13 protein-coding genes and 2 tRNA genes are annotated in these 15,181 nt (G+C 51.5%); 10 read left to right on the forward strand and 5 right to left on the reverse strand.

Annotation, left to right across the window (positions count from 1 at the left end; all coding sequences use genetic code 11):
• Positions 1 to 2: 2 nt before the first annotated feature.
• A tRNA-Glu gene (locus MMG03_RS08875) sits at positions 3 to 75 on the reverse strand.
• Positions 76 to 195: 120 nt separating this feature from the next.
• Between MMG03_RS08875 and MMG03_RS08880 the strand changes: the two genes are divergently transcribed.
• The 5 genes from MMG03_RS08880 to rpmB all read left to right on the forward strand — a co-directional run bounded on the left by MMG03_RS08880 (position 196) and on the right by rpmB (position 4,960).
• On the forward strand, positions 196 to 1,830 hold the full coding sequence (locus MMG03_RS08880; RefSeq protein ID WP_249506125.1) for an ATP-binding cassette domain-containing protein: 1,635 nt from the start codon (positions 196 to 198) through the stop codon (positions 1,828 to 1,830).
• A complete protein-coding gene (locus MMG03_RS08885) occupies positions 1,827 to 2,471 on the forward strand; it encodes an isoprenylcysteine carboxylmethyltransferase family protein (protein WP_249506126.1) in 645 nt (214 codons plus the stop codon). Before MMG03_RS08880 ends, MMG03_RS08885 begins: the two co-directional genes overlap by 4 nt.
• Positions 2,472 to 2,475: 4 nt before the next feature.
• Positions 2,476 to 3,714, forward strand: coding sequence for a 3-deoxy-D-manno-octulosonic acid transferase (locus MMG03_RS08890; RefSeq protein WP_073285311.1), 1,239 nt, complete (start codon positions 2,476 to 2,478; stop codon positions 3,712 to 3,714).
• 12 nt (positions 3,715 to 3,726) lie between these two features.
• On the forward strand, positions 3,727 to 4,659 hold the full coding sequence (gene ispH, locus MMG03_RS08895) for a 4-hydroxy-3-methylbut-2-enyl diphosphate reductase (protein ID WP_249506127.1): 933 nt from the start codon (positions 3,727 to 3,729) through the stop codon (positions 4,657 to 4,659).
• Positions 4,660 to 4,738: 79 nt separating this feature from the next.
• Positions 4,739 to 4,960 (forward strand): 50S ribosomal protein L28, encoded by a 222-nt coding sequence (gene rpmB / locus MMG03_RS08900; protein ID WP_073158872.1) that lies wholly within the window; start codon positions 4,739 to 4,741, stop codon positions 4,958 to 4,960.
• 281 nt (positions 4,961 to 5,241) lie between these two features.
• Here rpmB and MMG03_RS08905 read toward each other — a convergent pair whose 3' ends face one another.
• Both MMG03_RS08905 and MMG03_RS08910 read right to left on the reverse strand, forming a co-directional pair.
• Positions 5,242 to 5,880: a PolC-type DNA polymerase III gene (locus tag MMG03_RS08905; RefSeq protein ID WP_249269459.1), complete on the reverse strand. Its 639-nt coding sequence runs from the start codon at positions 5,878 to 5,880 to the stop codon at positions 5,242 to 5,244.
• Positions 5,881 to 5,914: 34 nt separating this feature from the next.
• The gene (locus MMG03_RS08910) at positions 5,915 to 6,448 is read right to left on the reverse strand and encodes a lysophospholipid acyltransferase family protein (protein WP_073234537.1); all 534 of its coding nucleotides are present in this window, start codon (positions 6,446 to 6,448) and stop codon (positions 5,915 to 5,917) included.
• 83 nt (positions 6,449 to 6,531) lie between these two features.
• Between MMG03_RS08910 and MMG03_RS08915 the strand changes: the two genes are divergently transcribed.
• Positions 6,532 to 6,604 (forward strand) — tRNA-Cys (locus MMG03_RS08915).
• Between the two features lie 159 nt (positions 6,605 to 6,763).
• On the opposite strand, the gene MMG03_RS08920 is transcribed toward MMG03_RS08915, so the two are convergent.
• Positions 6,764 to 7,432, reverse strand: a complete 669-nt coding sequence (locus tag MMG03_RS08920) for a hypothetical protein (RefSeq protein WP_073158878.1) — start codon at positions 7,430 to 7,432, stop codon at positions 6,764 to 6,766.
• Between the two features lie 288 nt (positions 7,433 to 7,720).
• On the opposite strand from MMG03_RS08920, the gene MMG03_RS08925 reads away from it, so the two are divergent.
• Entirely contained in the window at positions 7,721 to 8,383 is a 663-nt protein-coding gene (locus MMG03_RS08925; protein ID WP_073158880.1) for a DNA alkylation repair protein, read from the forward strand.
• A gap of 77 nt (positions 8,384 to 8,460) precedes the next feature.
• Here the strand turns inward: MMG03_RS08925 and MMG03_RS08930 are convergent, their stop codons facing one another.
• Entirely contained in the window at positions 8,461 to 8,658 is a 198-nt protein-coding gene (locus tag MMG03_RS08930) for a hypothetical protein (protein ID WP_083538104.1), read from the reverse strand.
• Positions 8,659 to 8,829: 171 nt separating this feature from the next.
• Between MMG03_RS08930 and MMG03_RS08935 the strand changes: the two genes are divergently transcribed.
• The 3 genes from MMG03_RS08935 to MMG03_RS08945 all read left to right on the forward strand — a co-directional run bounded on the left by MMG03_RS08935 (position 8,830) and on the right by MMG03_RS08945 (position 15,131).
• Positions 8,830 to 10,803, forward strand: a complete 1,974-nt coding sequence (locus MMG03_RS08935) for a 4-alpha-glucanotransferase (RefSeq protein ID WP_249506128.1) — start codon at positions 8,830 to 8,832, stop codon at positions 10,801 to 10,803.
• 342 nt (positions 10,804 to 11,145) lie between these two features.
• Positions 11,146 to 12,471 carry a glycoside hydrolase family 13 protein gene (locus MMG03_RS08940; RefSeq protein ID WP_249506129.1) on the forward strand — a complete coding sequence of 442 codons (1,326 nt, stop codon included), beginning with the start codon at positions 11,146 to 11,148 and terminating at the stop codon, positions 12,469 to 12,471.
• Between the two features lie 29 nt (positions 12,472 to 12,500).
• Complete coding sequence (locus MMG03_RS08945; RefSeq protein WP_073158884.1) at positions 12,501 to 15,131, forward strand: protein translocase subunit SecDF; 2,631 nt, start codon at positions 12,501 to 12,503, stop codon at positions 15,129 to 15,131.
• The last annotated feature ends 50 nt before the right edge of the window (positions 15,132 to 15,181 follow it).

Genomic DNA, 15,181 nt, shown 5'->3' on the forward strand with positions numbered 1-15,181 from the left:
TATACCTCCAAGCGGTTTCGAACCGCTGTTGCGGGAATGAAAATCCCGAGTCCTGGGCCACTAGACGATGGAGGCGTTTAGGTAGGCCAAATATAGGTTAGATTTTTAATCTTGTAAAGGGTGTAAGGCAAAAAAAGTTAATTTTTCTCTGTGTTTTTGAAAAATTGGTTAAAAAAGTCTCTTTTTAGGGGTATTTTGAAGTTTTTGCCGGTGGCCTTGCTTGCCAGCGGTGCCGACGCTGCCGTCCTCTGGGGGATCCGTGCCTTTATGGATATCCTCTCGGGGGAGGGCCCCATGCCCCTTTATGGATGGGTGGGCCTGATGTTGGGCCTGACTTTTTTACGCCTGATATTCCTGACCTTGAAAATCCGAGTTTCCGAGAGCTGGGTTTTTGCGGCGGGCGCTCGTATCATGGGCTGGTTCCTTCACCGTTTGCGCTTGCTCCATCCGCGGAATTTCCATACCCCTGCCGGAAACCTCTTGGTGGAATCCGCTTATGAGTCGACGCTGGTTCTTCAGAATAATGGGGCGGTTCTTTTTCAGGGGGCTCAGGCGGTGTTGCAGCTGGCGGTGTTCTTGCCGGTGTTGCTGTACATTTCCTGGCCGCTGACCTTGTTCCTTTTCGCGGTGGTGGTTCCGGTGGTGGGCGCCCTTCAGCGGAAACTTCATAAGCTTGGGCCTGTGGAGGAAAATCTGCTTCGCGACCGTTCGCGGTTCCGGGGCGACCTGACTCTTGCCCGCCGCCTCTTTTTGCAGTGGAGTTCCCGCCGGGAGCGTACGCTTTTGTCTGACGAACTTTTGCAGCAGAACCGCCATTTGCGAAATGACGGACTGGTTGCGGGCCTGCGGAAAAATGGACTTTCGCTGGTGGCGGAATCGGTGTCGGTGGTGGCCATGGTCCTGGTCCTGGGTTTTTGCGCGGTGCTGATTCGCTGCGGGTGGATGAATGGCTCCGGTTTGGTGCTGTTCTGCTCGGCGGTCTTGCTCAGTTACAAGCCTGTAAAGGAATGCGCCCGGGTGCTGCCCCAATTCCGGTCTGCGGTAAGCGCCTTGAAAATCCTGGAAGAATTTGAAAAGGCCGAAATCAGGAGTTCTGATTTTGGTGGACGTGGGGCGGGTTCCGCAAATGGTTATAGCCCTGACGGGCTGTTCGTGAAGAATGGTTCGTTTAAGTACGCTGGTTCGGAACGTCCGGTTTTTGCGGGCTTGAATCTGGAATGGTCCCGTTCGAAGCCGGTTCTTGTCCGTGGAAAAAATGGGATAGGGAAGTCGACGCTCTTGCGGTTGCTTGCGGGCCTGGAAAGCTGGGATGCTGAAGGTGCCGCAGACGGGATTTGTTCGTCGTTGCCGGTTGCCGCAAATGCCGTATTTTTTGTGGCTCAGGATTTGGAGTTGCCTCCCCGACGCTTGCTCCGCGGAATTTTGGAAAGTTTGAAGCAGGGGGCCGCGGGCTCTGTTGGGGTCGCCGCTGCGGAAGGTTCGTCTGCAACCGCTGCGGGTTGTGGGTTTAGCGTTGCGGGCTGCCGCGAACTTTTCGCTTTCGCGGAAAATTTCGGGATCCTCCCGCTGGTAGAAAAGCAGGGGCTTTCAGGCGGCGAGCGTTCCCGCGTGGCCTTGCTGTGGGCTCTCGCTTCGGACTGCGATACGGTCCTTCTGGATGAACCTTTTGCGTCCATCGCCTTGGCGGATCGGGAGCCGTTGTTGGCTGCGTTCCTGCAGGCGGCTGCCGCTCTTGACAAGTGGGTAGTGATCGTAAGTCACGACGTACTTTCTCCCGAAATGGAAGGCCGCTTCAGTATCGTGAACTTTGATGGCGCGGGGGAACGATGAAAATTCTTTATGCCTATCGCGGCTGGATTCTTGGGGCCATGGCGGGAACCATGCTGGCCTTGCCGGGAATGCCCATATCGGACGATTGGTTTGATATGTTGCCGCTGCCAACCCTTTGCTTGATTGCCTTCGTGCTCTTGCGTGTGCAGGCCCGCCGCATCATCGGGGAACATACCCGCGGATTTTCTCACGATGCGGACCGACTTGTAACGGAAGGCGTGTACTCCCGCATTCGCCACCCGCTGTACTTGTCTAACGCCGGGGTCGGTTATGCTTTCGTGGTGTTGCATTTTGGATTCGCCCTGGTGGCCTTGGCTTTTGTGGTGGCACTTTTTGCTTTTGAATATTTGTTATCGCGGATGGAAGACCGCTACCTGGAAAATCGGTTCGGCGAAGAATGGCGAACCTGGGCCACAGAGACGCCTGCCTTTTTCCCGCGGTTAAGTGGTTCGGGTGTGGGCCCTTCAGTTGGCGGACAGCCTGCGACTGCTCGCGAAGGTTCCGCAACGGGTTCGGCTGAACGTTCCGCGAAGTCCCCTGCCCGTCGTTCTTTTACGGCGGCCTTTAAGGCGGACACGTCTACGTGGCTCTGGCTACTGGTGATGATTGCGGTCGTTGTTGGACGCAAGTTCCTGGGGTAGTCGGATGAAGTTTTCCTTGACGGCCCGAATTGCTTTGTGGTTTGCCCGAGTTTGTCTGCGCCTGGTTGCCCGCGGGGGCACCTGTGTTCCTGCGTTAGACCGCAAGTACAAATTGCGGGAGCGGTTGGACGGCCCCTGGTGCGAAAGTCCGAAGAACCTGGCTTCGCCAACGAGCGGATCGCAGTACGAACGTCCGAAAATTTCAAAACGTCTTTGGCTTCACGGAGCGAGTCTCGGAGAGTGCAAGATGTTGCTTTCGGTGGCTCGAGCCCTGAAGGCGGACTGGCCTTCCTGTGACGGTGAATGCCCTGAGATTTTGCTGACGACTCAAAAGGCGGAGGCACTAGAAACTTTGCGGAATAAGGCTGCAGGTGTTTGTCGTGTCGCCATGTCGCCTGCAGATTTGCCCGATACCCTGGAGCGATTCTTAAAGGAAGTGAATCCAGCGGCTCTTGTGCTTGGCGAAAACGAACTGTGGCCTGGCTATGTGGAGGCGATGAACCGCCATTGCAAAAAGCCGGCGGTGGCTCTTGTTTCTGGGCGGGTCCGTAAGCTGGCGCCCGGTGTGAGCCTCGATGACCTTGGCTTTGTGACTCTGCAATCTGACGGTGGAAACTGGAAATTGCTGGACTGGACCCGCGACGTAACCGCCCCGAAATCGTCTGCTGGTGAATTTGCGGCTCCAAAAGACAATCCCTTAATTGACGTCGCCTTGGTTTCTTTTCATAAGGAAGAACTTGCCGCTTTCGGTGCACTGGTTTCTGCTGCGGCGTCTGCGGGTAAGTCTGTTGTTCTCGCTCCCCGACGTCTCGAAGAAGCGGAACTTTTCCGCGAATTCCTCCTTTCCCAAAAAAAGATAGCGCTTGATTGGCCTGCGGTCCAGAAAGGTTCCGTCACCATCGTGAACCGATTCGGCCTAGTTCCTGAAATCCTCCGGTCATGTGGGGTGGCCGTGGTGGGCGGCTCGTTCGTGGCGAATCCTGGTATTCATGATTTTTGGGAACCGCTGAGAGAGGGTGTCAAAACTTTTGTAGGTCCGTTTTCAAAAGGCGCGGAAGAGGCTGTTTCTGATTTGGTGTCCCGTGGCGTGGTGGCCCGGATTTCTTGTGCGGGGGATGTGGGCTCGGATTGGTGGAATGTGGCTCTTGACCCCGCAGTTGCTCAGGCCTGTCTTCAAGAGGAACGGGAAAAAATTCTAAATTCTTATGAACGGTTGCTGAAGTTCCTTTTGGCGACCGTATAAGGAACCTGCATCATGAAAAAAGTGATTCTCGCAACTCCCAGAGGCTTCTGCGCCGGCGTTGACCGCGCCATCCATGTGGTGGAAAAGGCTATTGAAAAATTTGGTACGCCTATCTATGTGCGTCACGAAATCGTGCACAACAAGTTCGTGGTGGATACCCTCAAGTCCAAGGGTGTTGTTTTTGTAGATGAGCTGGATGAAGTGCCGGCAGGTTCCGTGGTGATCTTTTCTGCCCATGGTGTTGCCGAAGAAATTTACGCCGATGCCGAAAAGCGTGGACTTCAGGTGCTGGATGCCACGTGCCCTCTGGTTCTCAAGGTCCACCTGAGTGCCAAGCGTCATTTTTCTGCAGGCCGTCATATTATCATGATCGGTCATGCGGGTCATGCCGAAGTGATCGGTACTTTGGGGCAGCTGCCGGAAGGTGCCATTACGCTGGTCCGTAACGAGGCTGACGTGGCGACGGTGGATGTTCCCGAAAATAAGGAATTGGCCTACATTACCCAGACAACCCTGTCTGTTGCCGAAACCCGCGAAATTATCAAGGCCCTCAAGACCCGTTTCCCGGAAATTATCGGCCCGGACGCTGGTGACCTCTGCTATGCGACCGGCAATCGTCAGGCCGCTGTGCTTGACCTGTGCCAGAAAGTAGATATGCTTTTGGTGGTTGGCGCCAAGAATTCCTCCAATTCCAGCCGTCTGATGGAACTGGGTATGGAGCAGGGAATCAAGAGCCATCTGATTGCCTCTGTAAACGACCTGGAGCTGGAATGGTTCGATGGCGTTGAATCCGTGGGTATTTCCAGCGGTGCCAGCGCTCCCGAAGTGCTGGTTCAGGAAGTGGTGGACTGGATTAAGGAAAAATTTAGTGGCGTCGAAATCGAGAATTTCGTGAAATTGGTGGAATCTACCAAATTCAACTTGCCTAAGGCGCTACAAGATTAACGAAGATGATAAAATTAACCTTGACGGAATCCCAATTATTTTCTACAATTGGCTTCTGTTATAAACAACGGAGTTTTTTATGAGCCGCATTTGTGAAGTTACCGGCAAAGCCGGTCTCGTGGGCAACATGGTTTCCCACTCTAACCGCAAGAAGTTGATGAAGCAGCTGCCGAACCTTCAGACCAAGCGTTTCTACATTGCTGAAGAAGACCGCTGGGTTTCTCTCCGCGTTTCCAACGCTGGTCTCCGCACTATCAATAAGCGCGGTATCCTGGCTGTTGCTCGCGAACTCGGCATCTAATTCTATTTCTTGTAGAGTTTAGACTTTTAAGTCCGCCTAATGGATGAATAATCTGTTAGGTGGTCTTTTCTGTATTTAGACGATTGTTGGCAATCTGTTGATAGAATTGAATGTCGGACCTGGTGCCGGCGTTCATCCCTTATAGATCAAGGGCTCCGCAGGGTTGTTGTTTTCGAGCCTGCTTGTGGATATTGTGAAAAAGAAGCTGGATAGTTCGACTATCCAGCTTCTTTTTTAAAGTCAGCCTAGTTGCCCGTAAGGCGGACTGCTTTGCTAGTTCCCTACTTGTTCAGGAACTGGGGTACGCCCTTGTACTTTTCGATGTTCTTCAGGATGGTGGCCATTTCCCAGTCCTTTTCCTTGAAACGGCGGCGGAGCAGGGCCACGAAGACTTCCATGAGCATCAGACAGTCGTAAACGGCGCGGTGCATCTTGTCGGACTCGATCTTCATGTTGATTTCGTCGCGGCGCTGGAAACCGGCGGCCAGAATGCCCAACTTGTGGGAGGGGCTTTCGGGGAGGATTGCCTTGGAGATGGCCAAGCTATCGACGATGGGGTTGCCCGGAATAATCTGGGGGTTCTTCTGGTAAGCCACGCGGAGGAAACTGGCGTCGAAGTTTGCGTTATGGGCGATAAGGATGGAAGACTGTCCGCAGAAGGCGGTGAACTTCTTGATGGCTTCGCCGACGGCCGGGGCGTCCTGGACGTCCTTGTCGTAAATGTGGTTCACGTTGGAAGCTTCGGCGGGAATCAGCATGTTGGGCTTGACGAAAGTCTCGAATTCCTTTTCCAGCTTGGGGACGACGCGTCCCTTTTCTACCGTGACCGTGAACTTTACGGCACCGATTTCGATAATTTCATCTTTCTGGTTGTTAAGGCCAGTTGTTTCCAAGTCAAACGCAACAAATTTAGGCGGCATTAAAATCACTTTTTTACCTATTTTCCTTTAAAAATTACTTGGTCGGATTATTTTCGGTACAAAGATACTTAATTTCGATGTCAATTGATGACAACGGCAGCGGGAGGATGAAATTATCCCATGTTTTTAACTTAAAATGAGCCCCGTAATGGGGTTGAATATGCCAAAGAGGGGTGCCGCTAACCTTAGAGAGCCAGATGGAGCCGGACTTGACCTTGTGGGCGGGTCCTTTGGGGCCGTCCAATGCCATGCCGGTGAAGCCGCCCTGTTTCATGGAATCCAATAGGTGCCGCACGTTGGTGGCGCCTCGGGTGTCGGAGCCTCGGGTGACTTTGTAGCCGAGACGTCGTGCGGTTTCGGCGAAGAAAGCCCCGTCGTCGGATTGGGAGACCAAGACGTGAACGCCCCGATCCTTGAAAGCGGCGGTGCTGGCGAGCAAATCCTGGTGCCAGAGTCCCAGAACGCCAGGGCCGAAATCTGCTGGGGTTCGCAGACGGATGCGGAGGCTGCGGATCCACAGGGCGGCTAGCCATGACGCGGCGCGGACTTTCAGGGTGGCTTTGTTCATGGCGCAAAAAATAAAAAAATCAAAAAAATTAGAGAATACCCCTTGAAAGGTTTTGTTTTTTTATCTATATTGCGGTTCACTTTGGCGACGTACCCAAGTTGGTAAGGGGCGAGTCTGCAAAACTCTTATTCATCAGTTCGAGTCTGATCGTTGCCTCTAAAAGTAAAGAAAGATCTCTCGGAAGAGAGGTCTTTTTTTTATATAAAAAATATTGATATAAAAATATAGGGATGGACGTCAGGTGTAGAACCGCAGACTTTAAAAAGGAATGCATAAAAAAGACCGCGGCTCGTATGAGTGGCGGTCTTTGATTGTCTAGGCCTCAGGCAGGGGATTTTTGCGGGGTCGCCCTCTGGGGCGTTTGACCGGTTGACCCTCCGGTTGGGCGGCGGGTCCGTCTGTCTGAATTGCAGAAGCGGTTGTGCGCTTGGCGAAAAGGGCCTCGCGGATTTTCTTTGCCCGTTCTTCGGCTTTCTGGAGTGCCAGTTCAGCTGCGGAGACGATGACGGCCTTGGGCTTTTCTCCGACCTTTGCTCCGAAGGATGCCTTCAGCACGCGGCCGGAACTGGGAGTCTGGCCCAAGAAGGTTTTGGTCGTGGCGGATTTTTCGTTCCCGGAGGGGAAAGTTTTCTTGGCTGTCATAAGAAAGTTCGTTGTGCCGGGGTGTCGTTGTTCCGGTTCGATCTTTGTACAACTGGGGCTTTTTTCGGTAAATGCGTTGCGGAAAATTTCGCTTTTTTGCGGAGGGAGCGTTTCGACCGAACTTCTAAAAAGGGCTGCTGCCTCTTCGTGGGATTTTCTCTCCTTGGCGGCGATTCGTTCTCGCTTGCCGGGGCGACGTTCCCCTTTTTTGCGTTTTCCGGAAACTTCGCGCAGTTCCTTTTCGGAACGCTTGATTATTTCTTCGTCGGAGAGTCCCCTGAGTTCCGGCGGAACTTCGATGATGGGGAGCATTTCTTCCTTGACGTCTGCTATTTCACTCATATACTTCTTAATGTTTTAATTTTACAATATGATGTTCTTTTTTGGGGCTGTCCAACCAAATCTAGTGTTGAAATGTTTTTTTTGCCCCTGCGAACTTTATCTGTATTTTTGTAGGTGTTTTATGTACGTCTGCGGGTTCAAAAATAGGTCTTTGGAAACTTTTTGATTTGTCAAGAGTATTTTTAAACTTTTTTGATGTAAAAATTCTGTTAAAATTAAAAAAAAATTGAAAAAAGTGTTTGTCAAGGTCTAGAAATTTATTTTTTTTGGGACTATTTTTGGCCTACAATGCTTCGTTTTACACAAGATATCTTACTTGCTCTCCGCGCTATCTCTAATGAAGAAGAAGCGCATGAAATGTCTAAGAAGGCTCGCGAACAGTTCGACTTCCTCGGAATTCGTCTGGTTCCCCGCCGTGAAGTGACTTATCCCCTTTTTGACAAGAATCCGCCGAAGGATGGCGATGAACTTGTTGCTAGAGTCGAAGACATGTGGACGCAGCCTTATCGTGAAATTCAGTACGCCGCTTGCGACTACCTGTTCCGTCATCGCGGACTTCTGGGTGGCCAGCATTTGTCGTTCCTGAAGAAGCTGATCAAGACTCGTGCCTGGCGTGATACCGTGGACACCTTGGCCGCATGCGTGCTGGGTGACCTGGCTCTCCGTCTGCCGGCTCTCCGTACCAAGATCGCTTCCTGGATCCGTGATCCCAATGTGTGGGTTCGCCGTAGTGCAATCATTTTCCAGATTCAGTACAAAGACCGCACTGATTGGCCTTTGCTCCGTAAGTTCTGCCTGACCTGCGCTAAGGACGACGACTATTATATCCGTAATGGAATCGGTCGCGCATTGTCTGAATATGCCCGCATCAATCCTCAGGAAGTTCGTCGCTTTGTTCAGGACAATACTTTTGCTGAACAGACCACCCAGGAAATCTTGAGAATGATCTAATCCCTAATCGGGTTAGCAAAAACAAAAAGTTAGTTTGTTTAAATTAAAAGTCCCCGTTTCGCAGACGAGGGCTTCTTTTATTTTTTCTCGTATTCCTTTTCTAGAAATAGGCGCTGTTCCTTGTTGGCGGGTTGGGCGCTGCCTCTGCCCTGTGCGGATTCGCTAAAGGGGAAAACGAAACGTCCTCGCAAGACGCAACCCGGTGCCCCGGGATCGCATTCCTTGTTCCGCTTGACGCAAAATGTTCCTCTAAGATTTCGGCATTCATAACTCATACTGTAAATATAGTTATGAGATATGAGTTGTGAGATATGAATTATGAGTTGTAAAGTATGGAGGTATCGTCGCGATTATTTAGCTCAAAGGGCAGTCCTCATGCCTCGAACCTCATACCTAATTATCCTTTTACCTTTAAACTTCTGCCTTTTGTTTTTAAATTTTAACTCATGAGATATGGTGACCTTTCTTATTTCCAGAGCGGCGTGGCCGTTCCCCTCTTCAGCCTTTATAGCAAGCAGAGCATCGGTATCGGCGAATACCTGGATCTGATTCCCTTTGCTCGCTGGGCTCAGGTCTGTGACTTCAACATTATTCAGCTTCTGCCGGTGAACGATACTGGTGCTGAATCCAGCCCCTATAGCGCCCGCAGTGCCTTTGCCCTGAACCCGGTGTTCATCAATGTGCAGGCCGTGGACGGATCCTCTGAATACGAAGAGGAAATTCATGAGGCCAAGGCCAAGTTCGATGCTGAAGGTAAGATTGACTACTACAAGATTTCTACCTGGAAGCGTTCCATCCTCAGAAAGATTTTTGACAATCGTTACGATTACCTGAAGAAGGACAAGGTTCTGACTCGCTGGATTGATTCCAACAGCTGGGCTAAGCCTTACTGCGTGTATGCTACCCTGAAGGCCCAGAATGGCGAATCCAGCTGGAAGGATTGGGCGGAATATCGCAATCCTACCGATAAGGATATTGAAAAGCTTTGGAAGAAGTTCATTAAGGACTGCCTGTTCCAGGCCTGGATGCAGTGTGTCGCCGAAATGCAGTTTAACGCTGCCGTTACCGAAGTTTCCAATATGGGTCTTCGCCTGAAAGGCGACATTCCTATCTTGATTAACGAAGACAGTGCAGACGTCTGGTCTGAACGCCGTTTCTTCTCACTGGATGATCGTGCCGGTGCTCCTCCTGACATGTTCAGCTACAGTGGCCAGAACTGGGGATTCCCCACTTACCGTTGGGACGTAATCGAACAGGATAACTTTGACTGGTGGCGTCGTCGTCTGGCCCAGGCTAGCAAGTTCTATCATGCCTACCGCATCGACCACGTTCTGGGCTTCTTCCGTATTTGGTCTATTCCCCAGTGCGAAGTGACTGGCATCATGGGTCGTTTCAACCCCTGTATCCCGCTGACCTTGAATGAACTTCAGAGTGCCGGTTTCTGCCAGGCTACGCTGGAATACCTGCGCCGTCCTAACTACTCCATTGACCAGCTTCGCGGTTTCCTGGGCGATGATACGGATCGCCTTGCTCCGGTCTGCTTCCAGCCGTTGGAAGGGGAATTCAACCGTCTGGTGCTGAAGCCGGAATTCTCTTCCGAAAAGGCAATCCTTTCTATGGGTGAACCTCAGGAAGTGAAGGACAAACTGTTGAAGGTTTACTGGAATAGAGTATTCATTCCCTCTGGCGACGAGAATACCTTCTACCCCTACTGGTACTGGTACAATCAGCCGGTTTTATTTACCTTGCCCGAAAACGAACAGCAGAAGCTTCGCGAAATTCTTAAGCGCAACGAAGATTCCCAGAACGGCTTGTGGGAACAGAATGCTACCAAGCTGCTCTCTGTGCTTGCCAAGGAAACCGACATGCTGGTCTGCGCCGAAGACCTTGGTGCAGTCCCGTCTTGCGTGCCGACTGTTTTGAACAAGTTAAACATCCTTTCTCTGCGTATCGAACGCTGGGCCCGTAATTGGAATGTGCCTTATTCTCCCTACTACGATATGGATGAATATCCCCGCCTTTCCGTTTGCACCACCAGCTGCCACGATACCTCCAGCCTTCGCGGCCTGTGGAAGGAACCGGATTTCGACCGCGGTCTTTACTGGTCTCATGCTCATTTGCCGGGCAGCGCGCCCCAGGAAATTACTCCTACGGTCGCACGTACCATTCTCACACATGTGTTCAGCTCCAATAGCTTGTTCTGCATTCTCCCTGCTCAGGATTACTTCGCCCTTTCTGCAAGCCTTTCTCAGGTGGATCCTGAAAAGGAACGCGTCAATGTGCCGGGTACCGTGGGTGGTGCAAACTGGTGCTACCGCCTGCCTTGCTCTGTAGACGAATTGTTGGATTACGCATCCCTCAGTTCCGACATCCGCAAGCTGGTAGATGTACGTAAGCGCAGACCCTTGTGGAAATTTTAGGTGATTTGAAATCAGCGCGGCTTGTCCGCGCTTTTTTTTGGCTGAAAATGGACTCCAAACGGGGGGCTTTGCCTTAAATGGAGTCCATTTTTTTTTGTTGTTTGTAATCGTTGCTGTACGCTTGTTTTGAAAATGGACTCCAAATGGCGTTGAATCCGACTTTTGGAGTGGATGAAATGTGCGAAAATAATCGTTTTCGGCTATGTTTAAGTTAATTTATTTGAAATGTTGGACTCCAAAACATCTTGATATTGTAAAATGGAGCCTATTTTTTGCGAAAAAGAGACTTCGCAGATATATATTTATTGACAAACAGCCACCTTATTCCAACTATTGCCTATTATGAATTCATTTGCTCCCGCTTGGGTGAAAGATTCGATATTTTACCAGATTTTCCCGGATCGATTCTGTCGTTCCGAACGCTACAAGGCTGCCGGCAAGTTCGTAGATTGGAACGCCAGGCCTACCCGCGAAAATATGTTCGGTGGCAATCTGGCCGGTATTGAAGATAAATTAAAGTATGTTGCGGACATGGGCTTCAATGCGATTTATCTTTGTCCCATATTCAAGAGCAATTCGAATCATCGTTACCATACGGTGGATTATTTTGAAATTGATCCGGTGCTCGGGACTCTTAAGGATTTCGACCGTCTTGTCGCCAAGGCCCACAAGCTAGGACTTCGTGTAATTCTGGACGGCGTGTTCAATCACTGTTCCCGCGGTTTTTTCCAGTTTAACAGTCTGCTGGAATTGGGGCGCAATTCCCCTTATGTGGACTGGTTCCATATAAAGAAATGGCCCCTGAAGGCTTACTCAAAAAAAGCCAATTACGAATGCTGGTGGAATTTTCCGGCCCTGCCGAAGTTCAATACCGACAATCCCGAGGTCCGCGAATACCTGATGAGCGTAGGCGAGTTCTGGATGAAACGAGGAATCGACGGGTGGCGCCTGGATGTGCCTAACGAAATCAATGACGACAGTTTCTGGCAGGAATTCCGTCGCCGCATCAAGGCAGTCAATCCCGAGGCCTATATCGTAGGCGAAATCTGGGATGAGCCTTCCCGCTGGCTGATGGGCGACCAGTTTGACGGCGTCATGAACTATATGTTCCGTAAGGCGGTGCTGGCTTACCTCTTTGACGAAAATCCCATCAGTACCGAGGAGTTCTGCCGACGTCTGGAAGAGGCCTTCCCCAAAACCCGATGGTACGGGAGCGGTGAGGGGGAGACTCCTGCCGGCGACATTCCCATGAACCTGCTGGGCAGTCACGATACGATCCGTTTGCAGTCCCTGCCTTGTTCCGACGGGGCACGGGTGCGCTTGGCCCTGACCCTGCTATTCTTTATGCCGGGAGCCCCCTGTATATATTATGGTGAGGAATTGGGTCTTAAGGGCGGTAAGGACCCCGACAATAGGCGGACCATCCCCTGGGATTCCCTTGAAAGTTTGCGGAAACATCCTGCTTACCCATATATAAAAGAGCTGATCGAACTCCGAAAATCGAACGTTGCCCTCAGAAAAGGCGATTTTTCTATAAAAATAGGGGAAAATGCATTCGAGATCCGCAGATTTTATGAAGAAAATGGGAAAAAGAACGTTTTGGAGCTGAAAGTCTACGGAGCCCAGGACGGTTCTTCCCCGAGTTTTGCTATCTTTGCGCCCAACTAAGCGTTTAGTACCTTATTAAGGGATTACAAATGAACAAGAACAAATTCGGCATGCGAGAATTCATCATTCTCCTCGTCATTATTCTTTCGGCCTACACTGTATGGCCTTCTATTCAGGTTCACTCCAAGTCGGGTGATGAGAAAAAGACCTTCCTTAAGGAAAATCCGAAGCTGGGTGCAAAGTCCATCAACTTCGGTTTGGACCTCGCTGGTGGTACCGCCATTACTCTCGAAATCGAGAAGTCCGGTATCAAGAACGAAGATATCAAGGACGTTCAGGAACAGTCCCTGGAAATCATTCGTAACCGCGTTGACCAGTACGGTCTTTCTGAACCTCAGATTTCTCCCAGCGGCGACGACCGTATCGTGGTTGAACTGGCAGGTGTGGATGACTCCACCGCTAAGGCTCTCGTGGGTTCCACCGCAAAGCTGGAATTCAAGATTCTGGCCGAAGCTGAAAAGTTCCAGCAGGTCGTTCTGCTCATCGACCAGTACCTGACCCGTCAGACTACTGACATCGCTGCAGACTCTGCCGCAACCGTCGACACTACCGCCGCCGCAGCCAAGGATTCCGCTAAGGACACCACCAAGGCTCTCTCCGATGACGAACTTCTCGGTAACACTCAGGTTGCTGAAGCCGCTCCCGCAGCAGAAACTGCAGAAACTGCCAAGGCTGAACCGGCAAGCGAAGTCGGCACTGCTCTTTCCGCTTACTACATGAACTTCGGCAACGGTGGTTTCATCGCCGAAGAAAGTGTTGAAAAGGTCAAGAAGCTTCTCGCTACTGAAGGCGTTCAGAAGCTGATTCCCCGTGACGTGAACTTTGCCTTCGGTAGCGGTCTGGAACCTGTCCAGCGCGGCTCCCAGATCAAGGCCAAGCGTCTTTACCTCCTGAAGCGTCGCGCCGAAATGTCCGGTGACGATGTTGTTGACGCTCAGCCGCACCGCGTTAGCGATGGTGTCAGCGCCGGCGAAGTTGCCGTTAGCCTCAAGTTCGGTGGCATCGGCCCCAAGAAGTTCTCCGCTGTAACTGCTGCAAACATCGGCAAGCAGATGGCTATCGTTCTCGACAACCAGGTGATTTCCGCTCCGGTGATCCGCGACCGTATCCCCAATGGCGAAGCTCAGATTACTGGCCTCGACGACATGGCTGAAGCAAACCGTCTGTCTGTCGTGCTCCGTGCCGGTGCTCTCAAGGCTCCCATGAACATCATCGAATCTCGTAGCGTCGGTGCTACCCTCGGTGAAGAAAACATCGTTCAGGGCTTCGGTTCTGGCGCTGTCGGCCTTATCCTCTGCCTCGTGTTCATGATCGGCTACTACCGCCTCGGTGGTTTCATCGCTAGCCTGGGTATGATCATCAATACTTTGGTTACCGCAGCCGTTATGTCTGTGTTTAACGCTACCCTGACTCTCCCGGGCATCGCTGGCTTCATCCTGGTGCTTGGTATGTCTCTCGACGCAAACGTCATTATTTACGAACGTATCCGCGAAGAAATCAAGGGCGGCCTCACTGCCCGCGCCGCTGTCGCCAAGGGTTACGAACGTGCATTCAGCGCCATTTTCGACTCCAACCTGACCACCGTGCTTACCGCCTTGATCCTTTACAAGATCGGTACCGGTTCCGTGAAGGGTTTCGGTCTTACCTTGATGATCGGTATTATTACTTCTCTCTTCTGCGCTCTTACTGTTACCCGCGCCGTGTTCGACTGGAAGCTTGCTAAGCAGGACGCAACCACCCTCTCTATCGGTGGCGGCTTCAAGTTCCTCAACAACGCTAACCTGCCTGTTGTTCCCAACCGCGGTAAGTTCAAGCTGGTCTCCATCATCATGATCGTGGTCAGTATCGCCTCTATCGCTGTTAAGGGCTTCGACTTCAGCATCGACTTCACTGGTGGTCAGGTTTATACCGTCCAGTATCAGGATGCCGATAAGCATGAAGGCGACCTGAACAAGGCTCTCGCCGATGCTGGTATCAAGGGTGCAAAGGTTCGCTCTCTGGGTGGTACCTCCGCTAACTCCTACCAGATCAGCATGCGCGCTTCTGAAGACGCTCAGTTTGAAGTCAAGATGGCTCAGGCCTTCGAAGCTGCAAACCAGAAGGTTGAAATTGTGGCTAAGGACAACGTTGGTCCTACCATCGGTAAGGAACTTCGTAACGACGCTATCATGGCCATCATCCTCGCATGGATCGCCATCGGTCTCTATGTGTGGTTCCGCTTCGGTAAGCTGGGTCTTGGCTTCGGTATCGGTGCTGTGGTCGGCCTCGTCCACGACTCCCTCATTACCTTGGGCTTCATCTCCCTCTTCGGCCTTTCCTTCGACGGTGCTCTTATCGCATCTCTCCTCACCATGATCGGTTACTCCGTTAACGATACCATCGTGGTGTTCGACCGTGTTCGTGAAAACGCCGCCATCCATGGCCTCACTGGCTTCGACAAGACTCTCAACAGCTCTATCAACCAGTGCTTCAGCCGTACCGTGATTACCTCTCTCACCACCCTCTTCGTCTGCTTGGTTCTCGCTATCATGGGCGGTTCCTCCATCCGCGACTTCGGTATGGTGATGGTCTTCGGTATCTTCATCGGTACCTACTCCTCTGTCTGCATTTGCTCTCCCTTCGTGCTCTGGTACTCCAAGCGCTTCAAGACCGGTGTGTAATAGCAGCTTAGGCTTTGTAAAGGCCTGGTAAAAAAATCAGATTTTTTAGG

It is taken from the genome of Fibrobacter sp. HC4 (assembly GCF_023373925.1).
In the GTDB taxonomy this organism is placed as follows: domain Bacteria; phylum Fibrobacterota; class Fibrobacteria; order Fibrobacterales; family Fibrobacteraceae; genus Fibrobacter.